The sequence below is a fragment of the Brumimicrobium salinarum genome (assembly GCF_002844555.1).
Classification (GTDB): domain Bacteria; phylum Bacteroidota; class Bacteroidia; order Flavobacteriales_D; family Crocinitomicaceae; genus Brumimicrobium; species Brumimicrobium salinarum.
This window is the reverse complement of sequence record NZ_PJNI01000003.1, coordinates 116,087-135,399: the sequence shown is the minus strand read 5'-3', so window position 1 is coordinate 135,399 and position 19,313 is coordinate 116,087. Positions and strand designations below refer to the sequence as shown.

Below are 19,313 nucleotides of genomic sequence, written 5' to 3'. Positions count from 1 at the left end.
TTATATAAATATTGAAAAGAGTTATGAAGAAGCTAATTTATTTTTTTGTTATTGTACTCGTTACGTTTACTACTTCTTGTAAAAAATGTGATCCTTCAAATAGCGAATCAGGTTTGATTATAAAGGACGCCATCGTTCGTGTAATTGGAAATGCACCGCAAGGTGGACTGTTTGTAGCTTCTGCCGCTGATTATCCAGACCAACAAATAGAGATGAGTTTGAACGGAGGTCAATCTTATACTCCTGTTGACTATTCAAAATACTCTGTGTTTTCCTTAGTTACTTCATCTTCCTGTAGTTCAGGTTATGACAGGAATGTTTCAATGGATGCAAAAAATGAAGTGGTTACCTATAGTATTCAAATTACGGAATGTTCAACTTGTTCAAACACTACAACGATTAGTAATTGGGTATTAACTTCTAAAGTTCCATCAAATTATACTGCGGTTTTTGATATAGATAAAAAATAACTTTTAATCTTAAAAAAATCGGCAACTAAAGATCGCCGTGTCATCAACGAGTTCTTCTTTTCCTCTAAACTCATCTAACTTAGAGAAGATTATGTTATTCAAGTCTTCCATTTTTAAAGGATAGAAACTATGGATGATCTTAATCAAACGATCTGTTTCAAAATATTCACCCCGCGTGTTTTGTAATTCTACAACTCCATCAGTATATAAAACTAAGGTAGAGTTTGAAGATATTTTAACTTCACCTGGCTCTATAAATGGAATTTGATCAAACATGCCTAAACCTGTGGAACCTCTGTCTAGAAAAGTAGCTTTTTTTCCATTCGTCAAAATCGGATGATTGTGACCTGCATTTATATATTTTAAAGTCCTGCTTTTAGTATGGTAATGTCCAATAAAGAAAGTGATAAATTTTTCTCCTTGCGCAGCATGCATCACTTTGTCGTTGAGTTGATGAATAAGGTACTCCAAATCATAATGCTCATAACTAAGCAAAGTTTTTATCGCTCCTTGAAAATTCGCCATTAACATAGCAGCTCCGATTCCTTTTCCCGAAACATCGGCAATACAAACAATAAATTCATCTTTTTTTATTGGAATAAAATCGTAATAATCACCACCTACTTCGTGTCGAGCGGTATATGTAGCTGCAAGATCCAATCTTTTATCAGAAGGAAGGTCTTTTGGGAATAGCATCTTTTGCATTTCTGATGCAACTTCCAACTCTTTATTAATGCGCTCTTGAACGACGCGCTGTTGATTCATTCGTTTGTTTTCAATCGCCATAACGATGAGGTTGGTTAGCGTTTGAATAAATGATAATTCTGTAATAGAACTAGATGGAACAAAATTATAGGATACTTGATGGTTTTCCTTTAGGAGTAAGTATGCGATGGCATTTCCTTGATGAAAAACGGGAATGCAAACGTCAAACTGACTAAGTTCCTCGCTACTAGATGACTCTATTAAGGTAATCTTTTTAAATTTTGATAAATGCTCTTCAATAGAAATGTTTCTGATGTTTCCCTTTATACCAGATTTAAGGATAATACTCCAGTCTTTTTGTTTATTATACAAAACAAAACGGTCTAAGCGTAAACGCTCTTTAAGTACAAAGGCATACACATCAATTAAGTGATCTGCTGATTGATTGGTGTTAATTTCTTTGGTTAATTCAAGAATGGCGTTAAGCTCAAATTCTTTGAACTTCAATTGTTTTATCAATTCTTGATTTATAGCGTATTGTGCCATTATAAACTTTCTAATACCTCGGGCAATTTTCTTAGTGCTGCCATCTCTCTGTAAACTAGTCTGATGTCTTTAGCTGGACTACCAAAATAAGTTTTATTAGCTGCTAAACTCTTTGAAATTCCAGATTTGGCTAATACAACAACATTTTCTCCAATTACAACATCACTTGCACAACCAACTTGCCCCCACATTGTTACGTTGTCTTTGATATCCACACATCCAGCAATTCCCACATTTGCTGCAAATAAACAATTCTTTCCGATAATTGTGTCGTGTCCAATCTGAACTTGATTATCTATTTTTGTTCCTTCACCAATAATTGTAGTTGCCGTTACACCTGCGTCGATGGTACATAAAGCACCAATTTCAACATTGTTTTTAATGAGAACCTTTCCGCTACTATGTAATCTTTCGTAGCCATAATCTTTCTTCTTATAATAAAATGCATGCTGCCCTATTACTGTATTAGCGCCAATTAAAACATTATTTTCAATAACTGTATCATCCATTATTACCACACCCGGATAAATCACAGCATTTTTACCGATTTTTACATTGTTACCAATCGTTACATTTGGGAAAATACGAGCAGAAGAATCAATTGTTGTGTTTTCTCCAATGGCTTGGGTTAAGAATGTTGTTGGTTTGTATAATTTAGTTAGTTTATTGAAATCATCAAAAGGATTTTCGCTAATGAGTAATCCTTTTCCTGCTGGACATTCCACTTTTTTATCTATTAGAATGGTCGTCGCCTTGCTGTTTAGTGCTTTGTCATAATACTTCGGATGATCCACAAAGACTAAATCGCCTGCTTCAACACGATGGATTTCATTTAAACCTGTGATTTTATGAAGTGCTTCTCCAACATAGTCACATTTTAGAAGGGTTGCCAATTGTTCAAGTGTTTTAGCTTCTTTTAATCTCATCTGCTTGTTGTTTATAATATTATGAAAAGTAAAACTACTAACTTTTATAACAAGTTTTCGGCACGTATGGAATAGTTGTTAGCTTCTGCATGTTAGTAATCGATTGAAAGGTTAAACCATTTGATTTATCAAAAATATAGTTACGGAAACAAGATTAGCTTACATGATCAATTCACTTTACTAAATTAGTTATGTAGAAGATTGCCATTGATCAATTGATTATAAACCCGTATATAGATGTGTTTTCCTTTCAATTCAAAATAAAAATCAATAATAAAATACAGAACCATATAATATTTTATTATGAAACTATCAGGATAGCTAAAAAAAATGTTCGTTATTTGTAGAATAATTGAGTTTCTCATAATAGTTTAGCCATGATAATAGCCAAGAACCTTTACAACGTGATTTTAAGTCTTAAGAATACGAATTTAGGTCGATGTTTTGTTGGTCTTTTATTTTTCTTGTTTTCATTTGATTCGTTAGGTCAAATTATTTTCGAAGAAAATTTTAATCAACCTGACGGAACGACTTCAGGAGTGGCAAATGGTGTAAACTGGTCTTCAACTTGTCCCACCTGTCTTAGTGGTGATCATTGGGAGGTTAAATCAGGTGTTTTTGAAGGAAAAGATACCAATGGAGAAGCCATTTGGATTACTGATGACGAAATTGATATCTCTACGTGTAGCAATATTGAAATTAGTTTTGATATCGAAAGTGTAGGACCTATGGAAGGTTGTGGAGATGGATGTAATGCTGTGGATTGGGTGAGTTTGCACTACAGTATTGATGGAGCTAGTTGGCTAGCACCAAACAATGCTAACTATTGCGCCGGCCCTTGTGCAGAAATTGATGTCGTTGCGTCAGGTGATTCTCCCTTAACAAACTATTCAACAGGATGTATTCCTGCTGGTGGAAATGGATTGAAAATTAAAATCATGGCTCAATGTTGGGCAGGAAATGAACATTGGCAAATTGATAATATAAAGGTTTCTTGTGGAGGTGAAAGCGCTGGTCTTGATGGAGAGGCGTATTTTTGTCCATCCTCAACTACCATGAATTTGTTTGATTATTTAGGAGGAAGTCCTGTTAGTACAGGGAGTTGGACTGGACCATCAGCTTTACTTGGTGGAAGTCTAGGTACTTTTGATTCTTCGAGTATGTTACCTGGAGTCTATACTTACACTGTGGGAAGTGCTCCGTGTGAAGAAACAGCAACGGTTACAGTGAATGATATTAGTTTTTTTGATGCTGGGACTGATGAAACTATGGAAATTTGTGCTGATCAATCACCAATTGATTTGTTTAATGTGTTAGGAGAGAATCCTAGTCCAGTAGGGGTGTGGTCTGGTCCGTCAAACCTAACAAATGGCCATTTAGGAACTTTTGATCCACAATTTATGGTTTCTGGAATTTATGAATACACAATTGGTACACCTCCTTGTACAATCAGTTCATTTGTTGAGGTTGTGAATACACAAACTGGCAACCCTGGCGCGTCAAGCAGTATCGAATTATGTAAAAGTGATGCCTATTTATATTTATTTGAATCGTTGAATGGTGCTCCAGACTCATCAGGTGTATGGACTGGGCCATCATCATTAGGGTCTGGTTTTCAAGGAGGTTTTAATCCTCAAAATATGGAAGGTGGTATATATACTTACACCGTTGGAAATGGATTTTGCGTAGATTCTGCTCAGGTTTCCGTTACTGTTAATGGTCCAATCGCTGATTTCACAGCTACACCAACAAATACAACAATAGAGAACACAACAGTAATTTTTACTAATGAATCTCAAAACGCTTCAAATTATGAATGGGATTTTGGAACTAACTCAAGTGTTTATACACATATTCACCCACATTATAATTTCCCTGACCAAGAACCGGGTACATATACGGTCGTATTAACGGCGACAGACGAAAACGGTTGCTCAGATAATTCAACTCAAGTTATCGTGATAACAGCTCCTGAGATGGATTATACGGTGCCAAATGTGTTTACGCCAAATACAGATTCAGATAATGATGTCTTTCAACTAATAGACCCTGTAAACATTAAAGAAATTGAAGTAATTATATTAAATCGATGGGGGAGTACTGTCTTTAAAAGTGATTCAGTTGACTTTAAATGGAATGGGAGCATTAATAATTCAGGACTGGATTGCACAACGGGCGTTTATTTTTACACCTTAAAAATTAAGGGTAAATCTGGAGAGAAAGAGGTAAAACACGGCTATGTGCATTTGCATAGGTAATGCGCATTAAGTTGCTTTACTGTCCTTTTTTTATGGATTAACACCAGATTAAGAGATGCTAATTACTTTTATGAATACCTTAATGTTTCGTTTAAAATTTTAACTTCGTGAGCTCAATTTTTAAACTTGAATGGGGAAAAAAATAAATAAAAAAGTCATAAATGTAATCAAGATTGTTTTTCCATTGCTAATTGGGGTATATCTTACTTGGCATTTTTACAACGCAATGGACACTTCCACTAGAGCAATTTTCTTTAAGGCCATTAGAGAAGCTAATTACTTCTGGATTTTCCTTTCTATGTTTCTGGGGTTTTTAAGTCATCTCATTCGTGCTTATCGTTGGAAGTTTATGTTGGAGCCCATCGGGTATCGACCTAAATTTTGGCATCGTTATCACGCCATGATGGTTGGATATTTGGTAAACTTATTGGTTCCACGTGCTGGTGAAATTACACGTCCGGCTTTACTGTATCAAACAGATAAGATACCTTTTTCGAAGAGTTTTGGAACAATCATCGCAGAAAGAGTTTTTGATTTGTTTATGCTAGTAATCATATTTTTGGCTACTTTGTTTTTAAGTTTTGAAGAACTAGTTGAGATTAAAAATATTATTGTCTCAGGTGCACCAGAAGGCGGAAGTGAAGGCGCTGATTGGATTTTTCAATTATTGATTTCTTTATTTATTGGAGGTGTTTTGTTATTTGCTGTTTTATGGGTAAAACTCGATAAGTTTAGGAAAAAGGTAACGGATTTTGTTAAAGATATGCTCAATGGCGTATTTTCCATTTTTAAATCTAAAAACCCTTTTCTATTTATATTTTCAACCATAATGGTTTGGGTCTTATATATACTCTTTTTTGGAATATGTTTTAAAGCATTTGAACAAACCGAAAACTTTCCAATCAATGGCATTTTAATAGGGTTTATCGCTGGAACATTTGGATTAATGTTTACCAATGGAGGAATCGGTGCCTATCCTTATCTTGTAGGAATTGTTGTTATCTTCTTTATCGGAAGTGATTTTGACAATCCATTAGCGGCAGAAGGAGTTGGAAAAGCATTAGGAATGATCATTTGGCTTTCTCAAACGGTAATGATGATTGTTTTAGGTTTGTTATCTTTAGTTTTGTTACCACGAAATTATAAAAAAGAAAAAGATGAAAAAATGGCAGAAAATCAAAAGTAAATGTGCAGATAAAACTGAAGCAACATCTATTATTTCTACATGGAAAAGTGGAGGAGAAGAGGTCGTTTTCACAAATGGATGTTTTGATATTTTACACCTTGGACACGTGAGTTATCTTGCTAAAGCTGCGTCTTTAGGAGATCGACTGGTTGTTGCTGTGAATTCAGATGATAGTGTACGTCGATTAGGTAAAGGCTCAAACCGACCTGTTAATACAGAAGAGGCACGTGCCTTAATAATTGCTTCTTTAGAAGTCGTTGATTTAGTAATTGTGTTTTCAGAAGATACACCATTGTCCATCATTGAATCTTTATCACCAACAATCTTGGTGAAAGGAGCAGATTATGATGCAAAGGTGAACGACCCTGAACATCCACAATATATTGTTGGTGCTAATGAGGTGAAATCACGCGGAGGTAAGGTGCAAACAATTGCCTTTGAAGATGGATATTCAACTACAGGAATTATAGAAAAATTGAAGTAACCCTAAAAGTAGATTTCCCTTTGCGCTTAACTTTTGATTTTCGTTTTTACAAAATAAGTAGTTTGAAACACTAACGTTATCATAAATAAAACAACAAACTGCATAAGAGCAGGCTTTGTATTTTCGATATAACTTAGCTTTATATAAGCTGCAAAAGCAAATGAACCCAGCATTTGAAGGGTAGTAAATACTAAAAATAATTGAGCAAAATCAATTTTAAAACTTCCACTATTGCCAAGAAAAAAGATTGTTGCTCCTATACTATTCAAGATAAAAAGTACGGCGTAAGATAGAATGATTTCATCGCCAAAATATAGTTCAGGAAAAAGTTGGTATACTCCAAAATGAATACATGCCAATCCTGTGAAAAACAGCATAAAAACAGCATTATCCTTTAGAATTGTCTTCATCTTTACTCATTTTTATGACGGTTCTTATAATCTGAAAAAGTGAAGCAAATATGGCAATAAGTGTTAAGATCAATGTCCAAAATGGGAAGTCGTTTTTTTGTTTATCATCCAGCCATTGACCTCCGAGTGCACCGGCAGTAATTACAATTCCCATTTGTAAAGCAATATTTGAAAATCGAATGTAATTCTGAACATTGGACTTCTTCTTCTTCTCCTTTTTTTTCTTTTCTTTCATTAATAAACAAGGTCTTCTTGCTTTTTTGATGCTGTTTTATCTGACTTTTCAGTCTTCTTATTTTTTTTTGAAGGTTTAGCGTTCTGAACTAAGGCGTCATTGGGAAAATCTCCAGTTAAAATATTACCTTCTATTTGAGCACCATCTTCAATCACTAAGCGACTCGTTTTTATATCGCCTTTTATTACAGCAGACTTGCGAAGTGTTAATAAAGATTCAGCGTGAATATTTCCTTCGACTGTTCCATATACTTCTATTTCAATTGTATTGATGTTTCCCGTCACTACACCAGCTTCACCTAAAACAATTTTCCCTTTACAATCGATGCTGCCATCAATTAATCCTTCTACTCTAATACTACTTTTGGTAACTAAATCTCCTGTCATGTGAGTTCCTTCTACCAAAATATTTAAGCGGTCTGGATCGTCTTTCAATTGTTTTGTTTTATCTCCTTTAAACATAATCTTACTCGTAATTATTTTTAACAAAAACCCTATATTCTTCAAGTTTTTGTTGTTGCATCATTATTTTAAAATTTTCCTTTGAAATTAAAAACATTTCGTTTTCTTTCATGTTGGCTACATATCTTCTTGCATTTTTGAAGTCTCTCATATAATCTTTGGCAGCTGGTGCGGTGTTGAATGGTTTAATTAAAATAAAAGATAAATCCTTGCCATATAATTGGGATAATGATCTTAAGTCAGATCTACCAAAAAACTCTCTGTTAAAGTTCGAAACGTTACCTCCTGAGGCATTTGAGTTTTGTCTTTCGTTTAAGAAAATCAACACATAAAACTCTTTAGAATCATAGCTAAATAATTCTGATTCACCTTTGTCAAATTCTTCAAAAACGGGTACTCCTTCCTTTATTAATTTTATCAATTCATTGGCACGTTCAGCTACATCTGTTTCTGGATATTCTTGTATTACCTGCTCTAATACTGGAAGTAGAGATGTTTTATCTCTGTTAACCTGCCCCATTGCCATTGCTTTCAATAGGAAATATTCTTTTCGGAAAAGATTTTCTGGTTCGTTGTCAATTACTCGATCTGCTTTTAATATGACAGGATAGTATAAGCCTTGTTCAAAACGTTTAACAGATCTGAGGTATTCCTTTAAAGCTAAAGCGTCTCTCTCCTTCTTTTTAATAAAGAAGTCTGGATCTCTTAGATAATTAGCATAATCAGAATTTGGGTAATTATTTAAAATATAACGTTTGTAAACATCTGAATTACCTTTGTTTTCATTTATTTTGTAGAGCTGAAAAGCAGAAAGAACATTGTGTTCATCTTCAACATCATGGTCGATCACCCTTTGAAACTGAATTGCGCCCATTGCCTCCTCGTCTAATTGTTCTTTATAAATCATTCCTGAATTATAAAGTGAAGCCAGTAACCTTTCATTACTTGCATTTAACATGGAGTCTGATAATGGAATGTTGGGCATTAAATCGTCAACCGTTAAGTCTTCCACCGAAATGTCTTCAGGGTTTTTCGCAACAAGATTTGAATCGATGGAAACAGAATCATTTTCTAACACATCAGAAACAATTCGCAAAGGTTTATTTGATAAACGCCAATAATCTTCGTTTTCTCGTTGCCCCCATATTCGCTTAAAGTCTTCAATTCCTTCTTGCATAGCTTTTGGATTGGAGAAATACCATTTATTGCCAGGTTTTTGATTCTGTTCAGCGTAGGTTTGTTGCAATTTCCTTAGCTGTTCAGCCCTTATTGCTTCTCTTTCCTTTCTTTTCTTTTCTTCTTCTTTGAGTTGTTTAATAACATCCTTTACAAAATCCTTTCGGTCCGTCTCAGATAATTGAGCAATCATTTGCACACTATCTTCGTAAGATACGATGTTGATGTGTTCTACCAAATCAGCTAGCTTATCTGCTTTCATTTTGATCACTTCCGCATTAAAGTATGTTTCTGGAATGACTTGAGCAGAACTGTCGTAGTATTTCTGAGCAGAAACATAGTTTTTTTCTTCAAAAGTTAAATCTCCCAGTTTTTCATAGCTAACCCCTTTTTGTCTAGGATTATTCAAGGAATAAAAAACAGAACGCGATAAGTAATATTTACCCATATCTCTTTGCTGTCTATTTAATTCAACTTTAGACATAGCAAAATAAATTTGATCTCTAAATTCAAGGTATCGCTCTTCTTTAGCTAACTTTTTAAGTTCTTCAATCATTTCGTCATCCGCTAAATTACTCACAACCGAACGATTGATTTTAGCATTAAAACTCATTTCAAAAGGTGCGTTCTTCTTGATACTTTGCGTGTAGTATTCTCTCGCCTTAGGATCTCCCTTTGCTTGGTATAATTGCCCCAGAATAAAACTAAGTCGAGCTTTATCCTCTTTTTGTTTGGCTTTTTCTAGTGCTTCTTCAAGCTGTTTTATAGCCTCTTTATGATCTTCCTTTGCAAGGGCCAACATGGCTTTTACCTTTGCAAATTCAAAGTCAAAGTTTTTTGGTAATTCTGGTGATTTATCCTCTGAACTCTTTTTCGATTTTTTGCGCTTGCTATTGTTTTCTTCCACATTTCTAACAAGCGTTTTTCGTTTTTCAATTTTTTGTATCGTTCGTGTTGCTTCAGCGTAATTTTCTAACTGAATCAATGTTTTTGCTTCCCATAGTTGTCCCGTGTAAGTACTCGGTCGATTTACGTAAAATTTTCTTATGTACTCAAAAGTCGTTAATGCCTTATCATAATCTCTACGAATGTAATTTGCTCTCCCAATGATAATCCAGTTTTGATCAATCCAATTGGCATGTTCCGTCTTCTTACGAGAAGGTTTAGAAGCCGTTGGCATACTATGTTTAGAGATTACTTTCTGACATTTAGAAATTGCGGTATCTACAACAGGATATAAATTAACAACTTCTTCTTCGTTGGGATACAGTTCTATAGGTAAGATTTCGTTATAATCCTCTCGAGCATTTTGTCTAAATTCTTTCAATCCTATTCTAATGAGCTCTTTTGCATTGAAATAACCATTGTATTTTGCGGTAGTGCTGTGATAGGTTCGGTTAATAAATGTGTTTTTCTCCGTAGAACATCCTACAATAATAAGTAAAAACGCAACGCATGAAATTATCATGCTTGTTACCATCATCCGACTGTTCTGTTTCTTCGTCATAAAAAATGTTCTGTCCCTACTAATAAACTCAAATCTTACAAAAATATTATTATATTTTGATATTTATTTCATAACCCGGATTATTCATGCATTTAATTTAAAATCTATTCTAGGCACAAGACCTAAAGTAATATGTGTATATTTCGCGGGGCTTGTAAAGACGAATAGATCAAAATTAAATCAAAATCTTACCAATACACAAGTACCCAAAAATGGGTTTCTCAACTATTACAGGAAATATAGTTAAAATGCTGACTTACAGATGTTAATATTCTTGGGCTTTAAGATTGGTGAATAATTCTATCTTACAAATTGACTAAGTTACTAAAATCAGCTATTTTATATCACAAAAGCCCCGCTACTTTAGAAGACAGGTAATATTTTGATTCACGATTTTTTTTGTCATCATTTTTGTCTTGCTACGCGACAAAAATGCCGCCAAAAAGAATTATACCGATATTGATAGCCCCGCGTTGCGCTTTGCTTACACGGGGCTACAATTACTTGACACCTTCAGCGTCAGGTGTAATTCAAACTAAAAAATTCGACGTAATTGATGAAGTTAGCTATTTTATGTTACAAAAGACCCTGTCTTGGAATGCGGGATAAACAAAAAAAGCCGAGTAAAACCCGACTTTTTCATTGTTTTTATAATGATTAGTAAACTATTCACAAACTTTTTCAAGCTTTGTGGAAAATGAAAGACTTACATCAGGCCATAATTTAGACTCTGTATCTCCATTAGCAAAGTCAGTGTGTAGTTCTTTACATTCCTCATTCAACGCTTCAATTCCTGCTTCTGCTTCCCAATCTAACACATTTATCTCTGTGTCAAATGAAAATTCGGTATCTGCCAACAAATACTCTCCTTCAACCTCTTTAGTAATCTCATTCATGGTAATGGCTAAAGTTGCTTTTCCAGTAGCATCATCAAGGTCTATTACCTCTCCTGAAATTACCTCCGTATTGATTTTACCGAAGAAGAATTCATTGATTTTTCCATCTCTACTTTCATCTTTTGTATGAATACTCGAAATTGGAATTTCAAAACTTAAAGCTTCTATCAATGCATGCGGATCTTCATTTTCTTCACCGCCTTTTACATTGATTTCTGTAAATGTACCACTCACTCCTGTTTTGCCAAGAAACTTATATGCAGTAAATGATAATTCAGAATTTGCTGCATCATAAGCATAAGAACAAGTTTCTGTTTTTTCCACTTCTGCCTTTGCAGTATCTGTAGTTTCTGTTTCTCCAGCACAGCTTGACATCATTAATCCTGCTAAAGCAACAAATAAAAATTTAGTATTTTTTCTCATAACATCTCTTATTTTTTATAAATATATAAAGAATTCAATATTTTAGAGCTTGTAAACCACATTTAATATGTGATAAACAACATGGCACCATAATTACCGCAAACTAAAGTGCTATTTTTCTCTGTTTTTCTTCTCTCTTGTTCTCTTGGGGCTTCCCTTTATATTCTTTTCCGTAAACTACAAAGAATATAAAGGTCGGGCTATACACTCTATCTTTGCCTAAAAAGGCAAAGGATGCCGTTGCTATCCCTAAGCCGAAATAAAAAACATTTGCCTATTATTTGTGCGATTTTCCCCATTAACTACTGTCGGTTAAAACCCGCAGAAATCTAATTGCTGAAAAGAGTTTTTGCTAGTTGCATATACACACGCAATGACTTAAACCTAATACAAAACATTTCACAACTTTTACCTAGCTTTTCACTGCTCTCCTCTCTATTGAAATATGCCCCTATTCTAATGTCATCCTGAAGTGAGTTTCTCCTTTCAACTGATTAGAAAGTGAAATTTGAGAAGGATTTTACCAGTTAAACGTTTATTAACATGACCAACGACTTAGATATATTTATTGGTAAAGTATCCGATAGGTATTCTTTATATAACATCTAAATTCGTAAATTTGTAAAAATTTTTAGAAACATGAATAAAAAACACTTATTGATTGGTCTGTTAACTGCTGGTTTTTTTACAAGTTGTGATACACCAACAAAAACCGAAGAAACTCCTACTAATGAAAAGGATACAACTGAGCTTGTAACAGAAGAGGTTGAAGACAAAGAGGAAGAGGTTGATCCTAATCAAACTTCATTTGGACCTGAAAAAGTAGATACAAGTCTAGCGATTTCAACGGAAGAACTTGTAACACAATTTGCTGGTAAAACAGAGCTCGAAGCAACCTTCAAAGCTCAAATTCATGAAACTTGTTCGAAAGCAGGTTGCTGGGTGAATATTCAAAAAGAAGATGGTGAAACTTTTATGGTTCGCTTTAAAGATCACTTTACAATTCCTGTAGATACTGAACCTGGTACTGTTGCCTACATGACAGGGAAAGCTATTCAGGATACTGTTTCTGTCGAGTTACAGCAGCATTTCTTAGAGGACGCCAACGCACCTCAGGAGGAGATAGATGCAATTACGGAAGAGAAATATACAATGACTTTTATTGCTGATGGAATCGAAATTGTAAAATAGGTTCAATTTAGCGAATATACATTCGAATATAAAAAAGGGACGCAAATTGCGTCCCTTTTTTTAATTGTTTATTTAAAGCAATTTAAAAGTTGTATTCTCCAGCTTCAATCACACGAAGTGCAATTTGCTGACGTGCTTCTTTAGCATTAAATCCTTCAACTTTTGTAAATCTTTTAAGTCCCATTAACATCATTTTTGCTTCATCTCCGCCAGCAAATGAATTAATGGCATCTTTTCCGGCTTTGTTGATTTTATCAGCAATATCGTAGAAATACGTTTTAACTATTGCTATTTCATCTTTACAAGCTTCTTCACCTTTCATTGAGATGAGTTTGTCTACACGCAATAACACTGATTCGGCCATGTACGTATCAATAGAAAGATCAGCAATATTCATAAGTACCTCTTGCTCTTTGGCCATTGTTTGCATCAATTTTTGAACAGCAGATCCAGCCACCATTAAAATGGTTTTTTTGAATCCTTTGAGTGCTTTATATTCGTTAGCAAAAACACCTTCAGGCGTATCACCAAAATCTGGAATACTCATTAACTCGTTAGCTACCTCTTGAGCAGGTCCCATCAAGTCTAGTTCTCCCTTCATTGCTCTTTTTAGTACTAAATCAACAGTTAACATTCGGTTAATTTCATTCGTCCCTTCAAAGATTCTATTGATACGAGCATCTCTATATGCGCGTTCTACCGCAGACTCAGCAGAATAACCCATTCCACCGTGAATTTGAACTGCTTCATCAACAACGTAATCTAACGCTTCAGAACCCGCAACTTTTAAAATAGCACATTCGGGAGCGAACTGCTCAATTCCCTTTAAGGTAGCTTGTTCTTTATCCATTCCATCATCTACTAAAGCTTGAATTGCATCATCAATGTTTTGACCTGCTCTGTATGTCGCTGATTCAACTACAAAAGAACGGATAACTTGCTCGGCAATTTTATGACGTAAAGCACCGTATTTCGAAATTGGTCGGCCAAATTGTTCTCGTTCATTTGCATATTTAATAGAATAAGTTACAGCGTCTTTAGCACCACCTAAAACACCAGCTGCTAATTTTATTCTTCCAATATTTAGAATGTTCAAGGCGATTTTGAATCCATTTCCTCGTTCAGAAAGCATATTTTCTGCAGGTACCTTAACATTATTAAAGAAAACCTGACGAGTAGAAGAACCTTTAATACCCATTTTCTTTTCCTCTGGATTTAAAGAGATTCCTTCTGATTCGGCATCTACAATAAAAGCAGTAAGGTTTTTGTCATCCCCAATTTTTGCAAATACTGTAAATATTTTTGCAAATCCACCATTGGTAATCCACATTTTCTGCCCATTAATGATATAGTGCTTTCCATCATCTGTCAATTCGGCCTTTGTTTTCCCTGAATTCGCATCAGATCCAGCTGATGGCTCAGTTAAACAATACGACGCTTTCCATTCACCTGAGGCTAATTTTGGAATATACTTTTCTTTTTGTTCTTTAGAACCATAATAAAGGATAGGTAATGTTCCAATTCCAGTATGTGCACCATAAGCAACAGAAAAAGAATATCCTTTTCCTAATCTTTCTGTAGCTAAAAGTGTAGTTTTGAAATCTACTTCCATTCCTCCTAAATCTTCTGGAACCGACAAACCTAGTAAACCTAATTCACCTGCTTTGTCTAACAAAGAAGGCATCAACCCTTCTTTCATTTTGTCAATTTCTTCAAGATTGGGTTTTATTTCCTGCGCAATGAAATCATCACACATTTTTGCAATCATTGTTTGTTCTTCAGTCCATTCTTCTGGAATGAAAATATCTTCAGGTTTTGTATCGCGAATGATAAACTCACCTCCTTTTAAAGCTTTTGTTTCAGACATAATTTTTGATTTTAGTAAAATTTCAGTTCTTTTAGTGACGTAAATGTATATAAATTATCTTTATTATGCAAGCATACAAAAAACATCTTTTAAGAATATATGCTTTTAAAGGAAATCTTGAAAAATTAATGGGCTTAGCAAGATGAATTATATATCTTTGAAAAAAAGTAAAAGACAAGTGAAAGTTTTTCAAGGATTTAAGGAAATAGCCAAAATTCCACACCCTGTTCTAACCATTGGAACATTTGATGGTGTTCATTTGGGACATCAAAAAATAATTAAGCAACTCAATGAAGTAGCTAAAGAGAATAATGGAGAATCTGTTTTATTTACTTTTTATCCGCATCCAAGAATGGTGTTGTTTCCTGAGTCGCATGGATTAAAATTGATTCAAACACAAGTTGAAAAGTTAAATAAACTTGAACGCATGGGATTAAAAAACATCATTGTTTATCCATTTACACAATCGTTTTCTCGTTTAACTGCACTTGAATTTGTTCGTGATTTCTTGGTTAATCAACTCAAGGTGAAAACAATTGTTATAGGTTACGATCACCAATTTGGTAAAAATCGAGAGGGTAGCATTGACTTGTTGAAGGAATTGGCACCTATTTACGATTTTAACGTTATAGAGATTGGCGCAAAAGACATTAATGAAGTAAATGTAAGTTCAACTAAAATCAGAACTGCTTTAAAAAATGGAGATGTCGCCTTAGCTAATTCTTATTTGGGAGAATGCTTTGAAATTAATGGAACAGTTGTCCATGGTCAAAAACTCGGCACTCAACTTGGTTATCCAACCGCAAACATCGATTTGAATGATGAATTAAAGTTAATCCCCAAAAATGGTGTTTATGCAACACGTGTTATTAGAGAGAATGATGCAGAATATTTTGGCCTAGTAAGTATCGGTGAACGTCCCACGGTTGATGATTCTGGTAGAGTTACCATTGAGGTTTTTTTACTTGATTTTAATGACAATCTTTATGGAGAACATTTATGCCTAAAAATGTTGAAAAGAATTAGAGATGAGAAGAAGTTCGATGATTTAGAAGCGTTGATTAAAGAAATGAATAATGATGAGAAAATACTTCGTAATTGGATTGATACTCATAATTGGTAATCATCTTCTTGGACAAATTCCCAAAGACGAATACCGTTATTATGAATTGGAAGAAGTAAAAAATGCAGATCATGATACTATTTTTGCAATTGACTTAAGTAAAAATAAATTGACCTCAATTCCAATTGAACTAAAAAGATTTTCAAACCTGAAAGCGCTAAAACTATCTAAAAATAAATTGAGTCAACTTCCTGATTTTTTAATTTCTTTTAAACATTTAAGATTCCTTTATTTAGACAAAAATAAATTCAACCATTTTCCACATCAAATATTTCATCTTTCTTCAATTATTTACCTCGATATAAGTCGAAATAAAATCAATGCGATTCCCGCTGGCATAAAAGGATTACAAAATTTAAAGTACCTTGATATTTGGGACAATCGCTTGACTAAAATAGATCCATCTTTTGCGTCTTTGCAACAAATAGAGCATGTTGATTTTCGAGGAACTACTTTCTCGACTTCTTTTGTGGAAAAATGGACAAATGCTTTTCCAAATGCAAATATTGAATTTGACAATCCATGTAACTGTTTGGATTAAAATGTCTAGTTTACCTCAAATAATTGATCGTAAGCCTCATTCTTTGAGATGTAAAAACCAACTTTCAATAATTCAAAATATTGTTCAGAGGCATTTTTTAAAACGGCGTCTTGTTGTAAACGAATCTTGAAATTTTTCGGATGAGCCAATAGCTTTTCAATTTCCTCAGGTTGTGTTAAATCAATATTTTCGTCATCTGTCTTGATGACTAAGGTTTGTAGTTCATCATTTTTTATTCTACAAATGGTCAATTTGTCTTTTCTTCGATGTTCAACACGCTTTGTTTTGCGCAATACACCTTCCCACACAACATCGCTAAATTGATCGATAATACCTTCAACTGTATCTTTTTCTTCAGCTTTTAGTCGTTCCCATTCATCTGCGGGAATTCCATTTACTGCCAAAAAGTCTATAAATTCTTTTTCTAAATCTTTTAAATCTTGTAAAGATAATCTTGTATACTTCATATTGTCCAATTGATAAATGCAAATATCACAATATCTCATTAAAAAGTGTAGTCATTGTTAGACAAGTTACTCAAATCGCAACCTCAGTTTCCACAATTAAAGTAATAACAATCTGTTTTTTGTCAAAAAAATGACAAACAACATTTGTTTTGTTTAATATTGTAAACAAAACATTAAACAAAATTGTCTTTTATGTAAATCGAAAAATTATTTATTATGAAATTAAATTTATTTAAAAGTATTAAAAAGATCACTTTAGCAACCGCAGTGAGTCTTTTTGGAATGGCAAGTTACGCCCAAACCGTTTACGATGTTATAGCATCAAGTCCTGACCATACAACCCTTGAGGCAGCTATTGATGCAGCGGGTTTAACAACAACACTGAGCGATCCTACAGCTGAGTTTACTGTTTTTGCTCCTAACGATGCTGCTTTTACAGCCCTTCTTTCTGAGCTAGGAATTACAGCAACAGATTTATTAGCAAGTTCAGATTTACCTGATATCCTACAATATCACGTATTAACCGGAACAACAAACGCAGCTGATATTTCAAATGGTGATATTGTGACTCCATTAAATAATGTAAATACCCTCAAGTTAACCGTAACATCAACTTCAGATGTTTACGTTAATCAAGCGCAGGTTAATGGAGCAGATATCCCTGCCTCTAATGGTGTTGTACATTCTTTAAATGCAGCGTTATTGTCAAACGAAACAGTTGCCGATGTAGCTATCGATAATGGATTTAACACTTTAGTTGCGGCTGTTGTACAAGCAGAATTATTGCCGAGTTTAACAGATCCATTTGCTGAATTAACTGTATTTGCACCATCTGATGCGGCTTTTACGGATGCTTTGACCAACTTAGGAATTTCAGCAGCTGATTTATTGGCTTCTCCTGATTTGCAGGATATTTTATTGTATCATGTTCTCAATACTGAAGTAGCTTCAAGTGGAATCAGCAACGGCGATTTAATAACACCTTTAAACGCGAATAATACACTTAAAGCAACTGTAAAATCTAATGGCGATGTTTTTGTTAATCACGCACAAGTAACTATGGCAGACGTAACAGCAGAAAACGGAACAGTGCATGGTATAGATAAAGTTGTTTTGGAAAATGAAACAGTAGTTGACGCAGCAATTGATAATGGATTTAATATATTAACGCAAGCAGTTGTTGCAGCAGAATTGTTACCAGCGTTAACAAATCCGTTTGAGGAATATACAGTTTTTGCGCCTACAGATGCAGCTTTCAATAACTATATTGCAGATGCTGGAATTACAGCGGCGGATTTATTAGCAGACAACATGTTAGCGAATATTTTACTTTACCATACATTAAATATGGAAGTATTGTCTGTAGATCTTACAAATGGTATGGTTACCACAATGGAAGGGAATGATGTTATAATTGATCTTTCAAATGGTGTAATGGTTAATGATGCAAATGTTGTAACAGCAGATGTTACTACAGAAAATGGAGTGGTGCATGCAATAGATAAAGTACTTGTTCCCGGAACAGCTTCTATTACAGAAATGGAATTAGCAAACATTTCTATCTATCCAAACCCAACAACTAAAGCAATTAAAATCAGTAATTTTGAAAATGCAGCCTATAAAATATTTAACTCCGCAGGAGAAATTGTAAAAGATGGAATTATTGATAATAATGTGATTCAGGTAGAAAATATTAAAAATGGAACTTATTTCTTACATATTATTGAAGAAAATAATGTTTACACTAGCCAGTTCATAAAACAATAGTTTTTTGGTTTTTGTGGCGAAAGAAAGCTCACTTCTCACTGAGAAGTGAGCTTTGTGTTTTTAGAATATGAAATACATTTTGTAACTTTGTACTATGTATTATTCTAGGCCTTCTCACAAGCATTTGTTTTTTGTAAAAAAGTAATATCTCTGGTAGTTGTACACAGTTGATATTACGTACTTTCCACCTTGGGAGTACCGCTTCTGAAACAAATAATGATTGTTTTACCATTGAAAAGTCCACGGATGGAAAAACATTTGAACCCCTAGGAACGGTTCTTGGACATGGAAATTCGACTTCTACGATTTATTATGAATTTAAAGACTTATGTAGGGTTGGTGAAGTAAATTACTACAGACTTTCTCAAACTGATTTTGATGGGACTACACAAGAATTAGGTATACAGTCCTCTCATTGTAAGGGAAAATTAGAAATTACCATTCATCCCAATCCTACAGAATCTGGTGTTTATATCAGTCCTCACGGAAAACTAGATAATGATTTACAAATACAAATTTATAACTCTTTAGGCGGTTTGGTGTCAACACATTTTATTAAAGGAAGTACATATATCTTACTTCCTGAACAAAAAGGAATTTATTTATTTCATTATGTGATAGTAGGCAAGAAAAAGGTAAAGAAAGTTGTGAAATATTGAGTTGTATGAACGAAG

General features: G+C 34.1%; 18 protein-coding genes. 9 read left to right on the top strand and 9 right to left on the bottom strand.

The features are described 5' to 3' along the window. Positions 1-23 precede the first annotated feature (23 nt). Positions 24-470, top strand: coding sequence for a hypothetical protein (locus CW751_RS04875; RefSeq protein WP_101333875.1), 447 nt, complete (start codon positions 24-26; stop codon positions 468-470). Positions 471-479: 9 nt separating this feature from the next. Here the strand turns inward: CW751_RS04875 and CW751_RS04870 are convergent, their stop codons facing one another. Then, positions 480-1,721, bottom strand: a complete 1,242-nt coding sequence (locus tag CW751_RS04870) for a PP2C family protein-serine/threonine phosphatase (RefSeq protein ID WP_101333874.1) — start codon at positions 1,719-1,721, stop codon at positions 480-482. After that, on the bottom strand, positions 1,721-2,647 hold the full coding sequence (locus CW751_RS04865) for a UDP-3-O-(3-hydroxymyristoyl)glucosamine N-acyltransferase (protein WP_101333873.1): 927 nt from the start codon (positions 2,645-2,647) through the stop codon (positions 1,721-1,723). Before CW751_RS04865 ends, CW751_RS04870 begins: the two co-directional genes overlap by 1 nt. A 377-nt stretch (positions 2,648-3,024) precedes the next feature. Between CW751_RS04865 and CW751_RS04860 the strand changes: the two genes are divergently transcribed. The 3 genes from CW751_RS04860 to rfaE2 all read left to right on the top strand — a co-directional run bounded on the left by CW751_RS04860 (position 3,025) and on the right by rfaE2 (position 6,575). Next, positions 3,025-4,905, top strand: a complete 1,881-nt coding sequence (locus CW751_RS04860; protein WP_101333872.1) for a T9SS type B sorting domain-containing protein — start codon at positions 3,025-3,027, stop codon at positions 4,903-4,905. A 130-nt stretch (positions 4,906-5,035) separates the two neighbouring features. Continuing rightward, on the top strand, positions 5,036-6,091 hold the full coding sequence (locus tag CW751_RS04855; protein WP_101333871.1) for a lysylphosphatidylglycerol synthase transmembrane domain-containing protein: 1,056 nt from the start codon (positions 5,036-5,038) through the stop codon (positions 6,089-6,091). Then, positions 6,063-6,575, top strand: coding sequence for a D-glycero-beta-D-manno-heptose 1-phosphate adenylyltransferase (gene rfaE2 / locus CW751_RS04850; RefSeq protein ID WP_101333870.1), 513 nt, complete (start codon positions 6,063-6,065; stop codon positions 6,573-6,575). The genes CW751_RS04855 and rfaE2 overlap by 29 nt, the downstream gene beginning before the upstream one ends. 26 nt (positions 6,576-6,601) lie before the next feature. Here the strand turns inward: rfaE2 and CW751_RS04845 are convergent, their stop codons facing one another. The 5 genes from CW751_RS04845 to CW751_RS04825 all read right to left on the bottom strand — a co-directional run bounded on the left by CW751_RS04845 (position 6,602) and on the right by CW751_RS04825 (position 11,683). Beyond that, complete coding sequence (locus CW751_RS04845; protein ID WP_101333869.1) at positions 6,602-6,985, bottom strand: hypothetical protein; 384 nt, start codon at positions 6,983-6,985, stop codon at positions 6,602-6,604. Next, complete coding sequence (locus CW751_RS04840) at positions 6,963-7,220, bottom strand: AtpZ/AtpI family protein (RefSeq protein ID WP_101333868.1); 258 nt, start codon at positions 7,218-7,220, stop codon at positions 6,963-6,965. Before CW751_RS04840 ends, CW751_RS04845 begins: the two co-directional genes overlap by 23 nt. After that, complete coding sequence (locus CW751_RS04835) at positions 7,220-7,681, bottom strand: bactofilin family protein (protein WP_101333867.1); 462 nt, start codon at positions 7,679-7,681, stop codon at positions 7,220-7,222. The genes CW751_RS04840 and CW751_RS04835 overlap by 1 nt, the downstream gene beginning before the upstream one ends. Positions 7,682-7,685: 4 nt before the next feature. Further along, positions 7,686-10,364 carry a type IX secretion system periplasmic lipoprotein PorW/SprE gene (gene porW / locus CW751_RS04830; protein WP_133122129.1) on the bottom strand — a complete coding sequence of 893 codons (2,679 nt, stop codon included), beginning with the start codon at positions 10,362-10,364 and terminating at the stop codon, positions 7,686-7,688. 665 nt (positions 10,365-11,029) lie between these two features. Next, positions 11,030-11,683, bottom strand: a complete 654-nt coding sequence (locus tag CW751_RS04825; protein WP_101333865.1) for a YceI family protein — start codon at positions 11,681-11,683, stop codon at positions 11,030-11,032. 639 nt (positions 11,684-12,322) lie between these two features. Between CW751_RS04825 and CW751_RS04820 the strand changes: the two genes are divergently transcribed. Then, the gene (locus tag CW751_RS04820) at positions 12,323-12,874 is read left to right on the top strand and encodes a DUF4920 domain-containing protein (protein ID WP_101333864.1); all 552 of its coding nucleotides are present in this window, start codon (positions 12,323-12,325) and stop codon (positions 12,872-12,874) included. Between the two features lie 82 nt (positions 12,875-12,956). Here the strand turns inward: CW751_RS04820 and CW751_RS04815 are convergent, their stop codons facing one another. Further along, complete coding sequence (locus CW751_RS04815; RefSeq protein WP_101333863.1) at positions 12,957-14,741, bottom strand: acyl-CoA dehydrogenase family protein; 1,785 nt, start codon at positions 14,739-14,741, stop codon at positions 12,957-12,959. 142 nt (positions 14,742-14,883) lie between these two features. Between CW751_RS04815 and CW751_RS04810 the strand changes: the two genes are divergently transcribed. Both CW751_RS04810 and CW751_RS04805 read left to right on the top strand, forming a co-directional pair. Continuing rightward, on the top strand, positions 14,884-15,864 hold the full coding sequence (locus CW751_RS04810) for a bifunctional riboflavin kinase/FAD synthetase (RefSeq protein WP_101333862.1): 981 nt from the start codon (positions 14,884-14,886) through the stop codon (positions 15,862-15,864). Continuing rightward, positions 15,818-16,405 (top strand): leucine-rich repeat domain-containing protein, encoded by a 588-nt coding sequence (locus tag CW751_RS04805; RefSeq protein WP_101333861.1) that lies wholly within the window; start codon positions 15,818-15,820, stop codon positions 16,403-16,405. The genes CW751_RS04810 and CW751_RS04805 overlap by 47 nt, the downstream gene beginning before the upstream one ends. A gap of 5 nt (positions 16,406-16,410) precedes the next feature. Here CW751_RS04805 and CW751_RS04800 read toward each other — a convergent pair whose 3' ends face one another. After that, complete coding sequence (locus CW751_RS04800) at positions 16,411-16,872, bottom strand: DUF6495 family protein (protein ID WP_101333860.1); 462 nt, start codon at positions 16,870-16,872, stop codon at positions 16,411-16,413. Between the two features lie 216 nt (positions 16,873-17,088). Here CW751_RS04800 and CW751_RS04795 point away from each other — a divergent pair, with 216 nt between their 5' ends. Both CW751_RS04795 and CW751_RS04790 read left to right on the top strand, forming a co-directional pair. Then, positions 17,089-18,639, top strand: coding sequence for a fasciclin domain-containing protein (locus CW751_RS04795; protein WP_101333859.1), 1,551 nt, complete (start codon positions 17,089-17,091; stop codon positions 18,637-18,639). Between the two features lie 167 nt (positions 18,640-18,806). Next, entirely contained in the window at positions 18,807-19,298 is a 492-nt protein-coding gene (locus CW751_RS04790; RefSeq protein ID WP_165779220.1) for a T9SS type A sorting domain-containing protein, read from the top strand. The last annotated feature ends 15 nt before the right edge of the window (positions 19,299-19,313 follow it).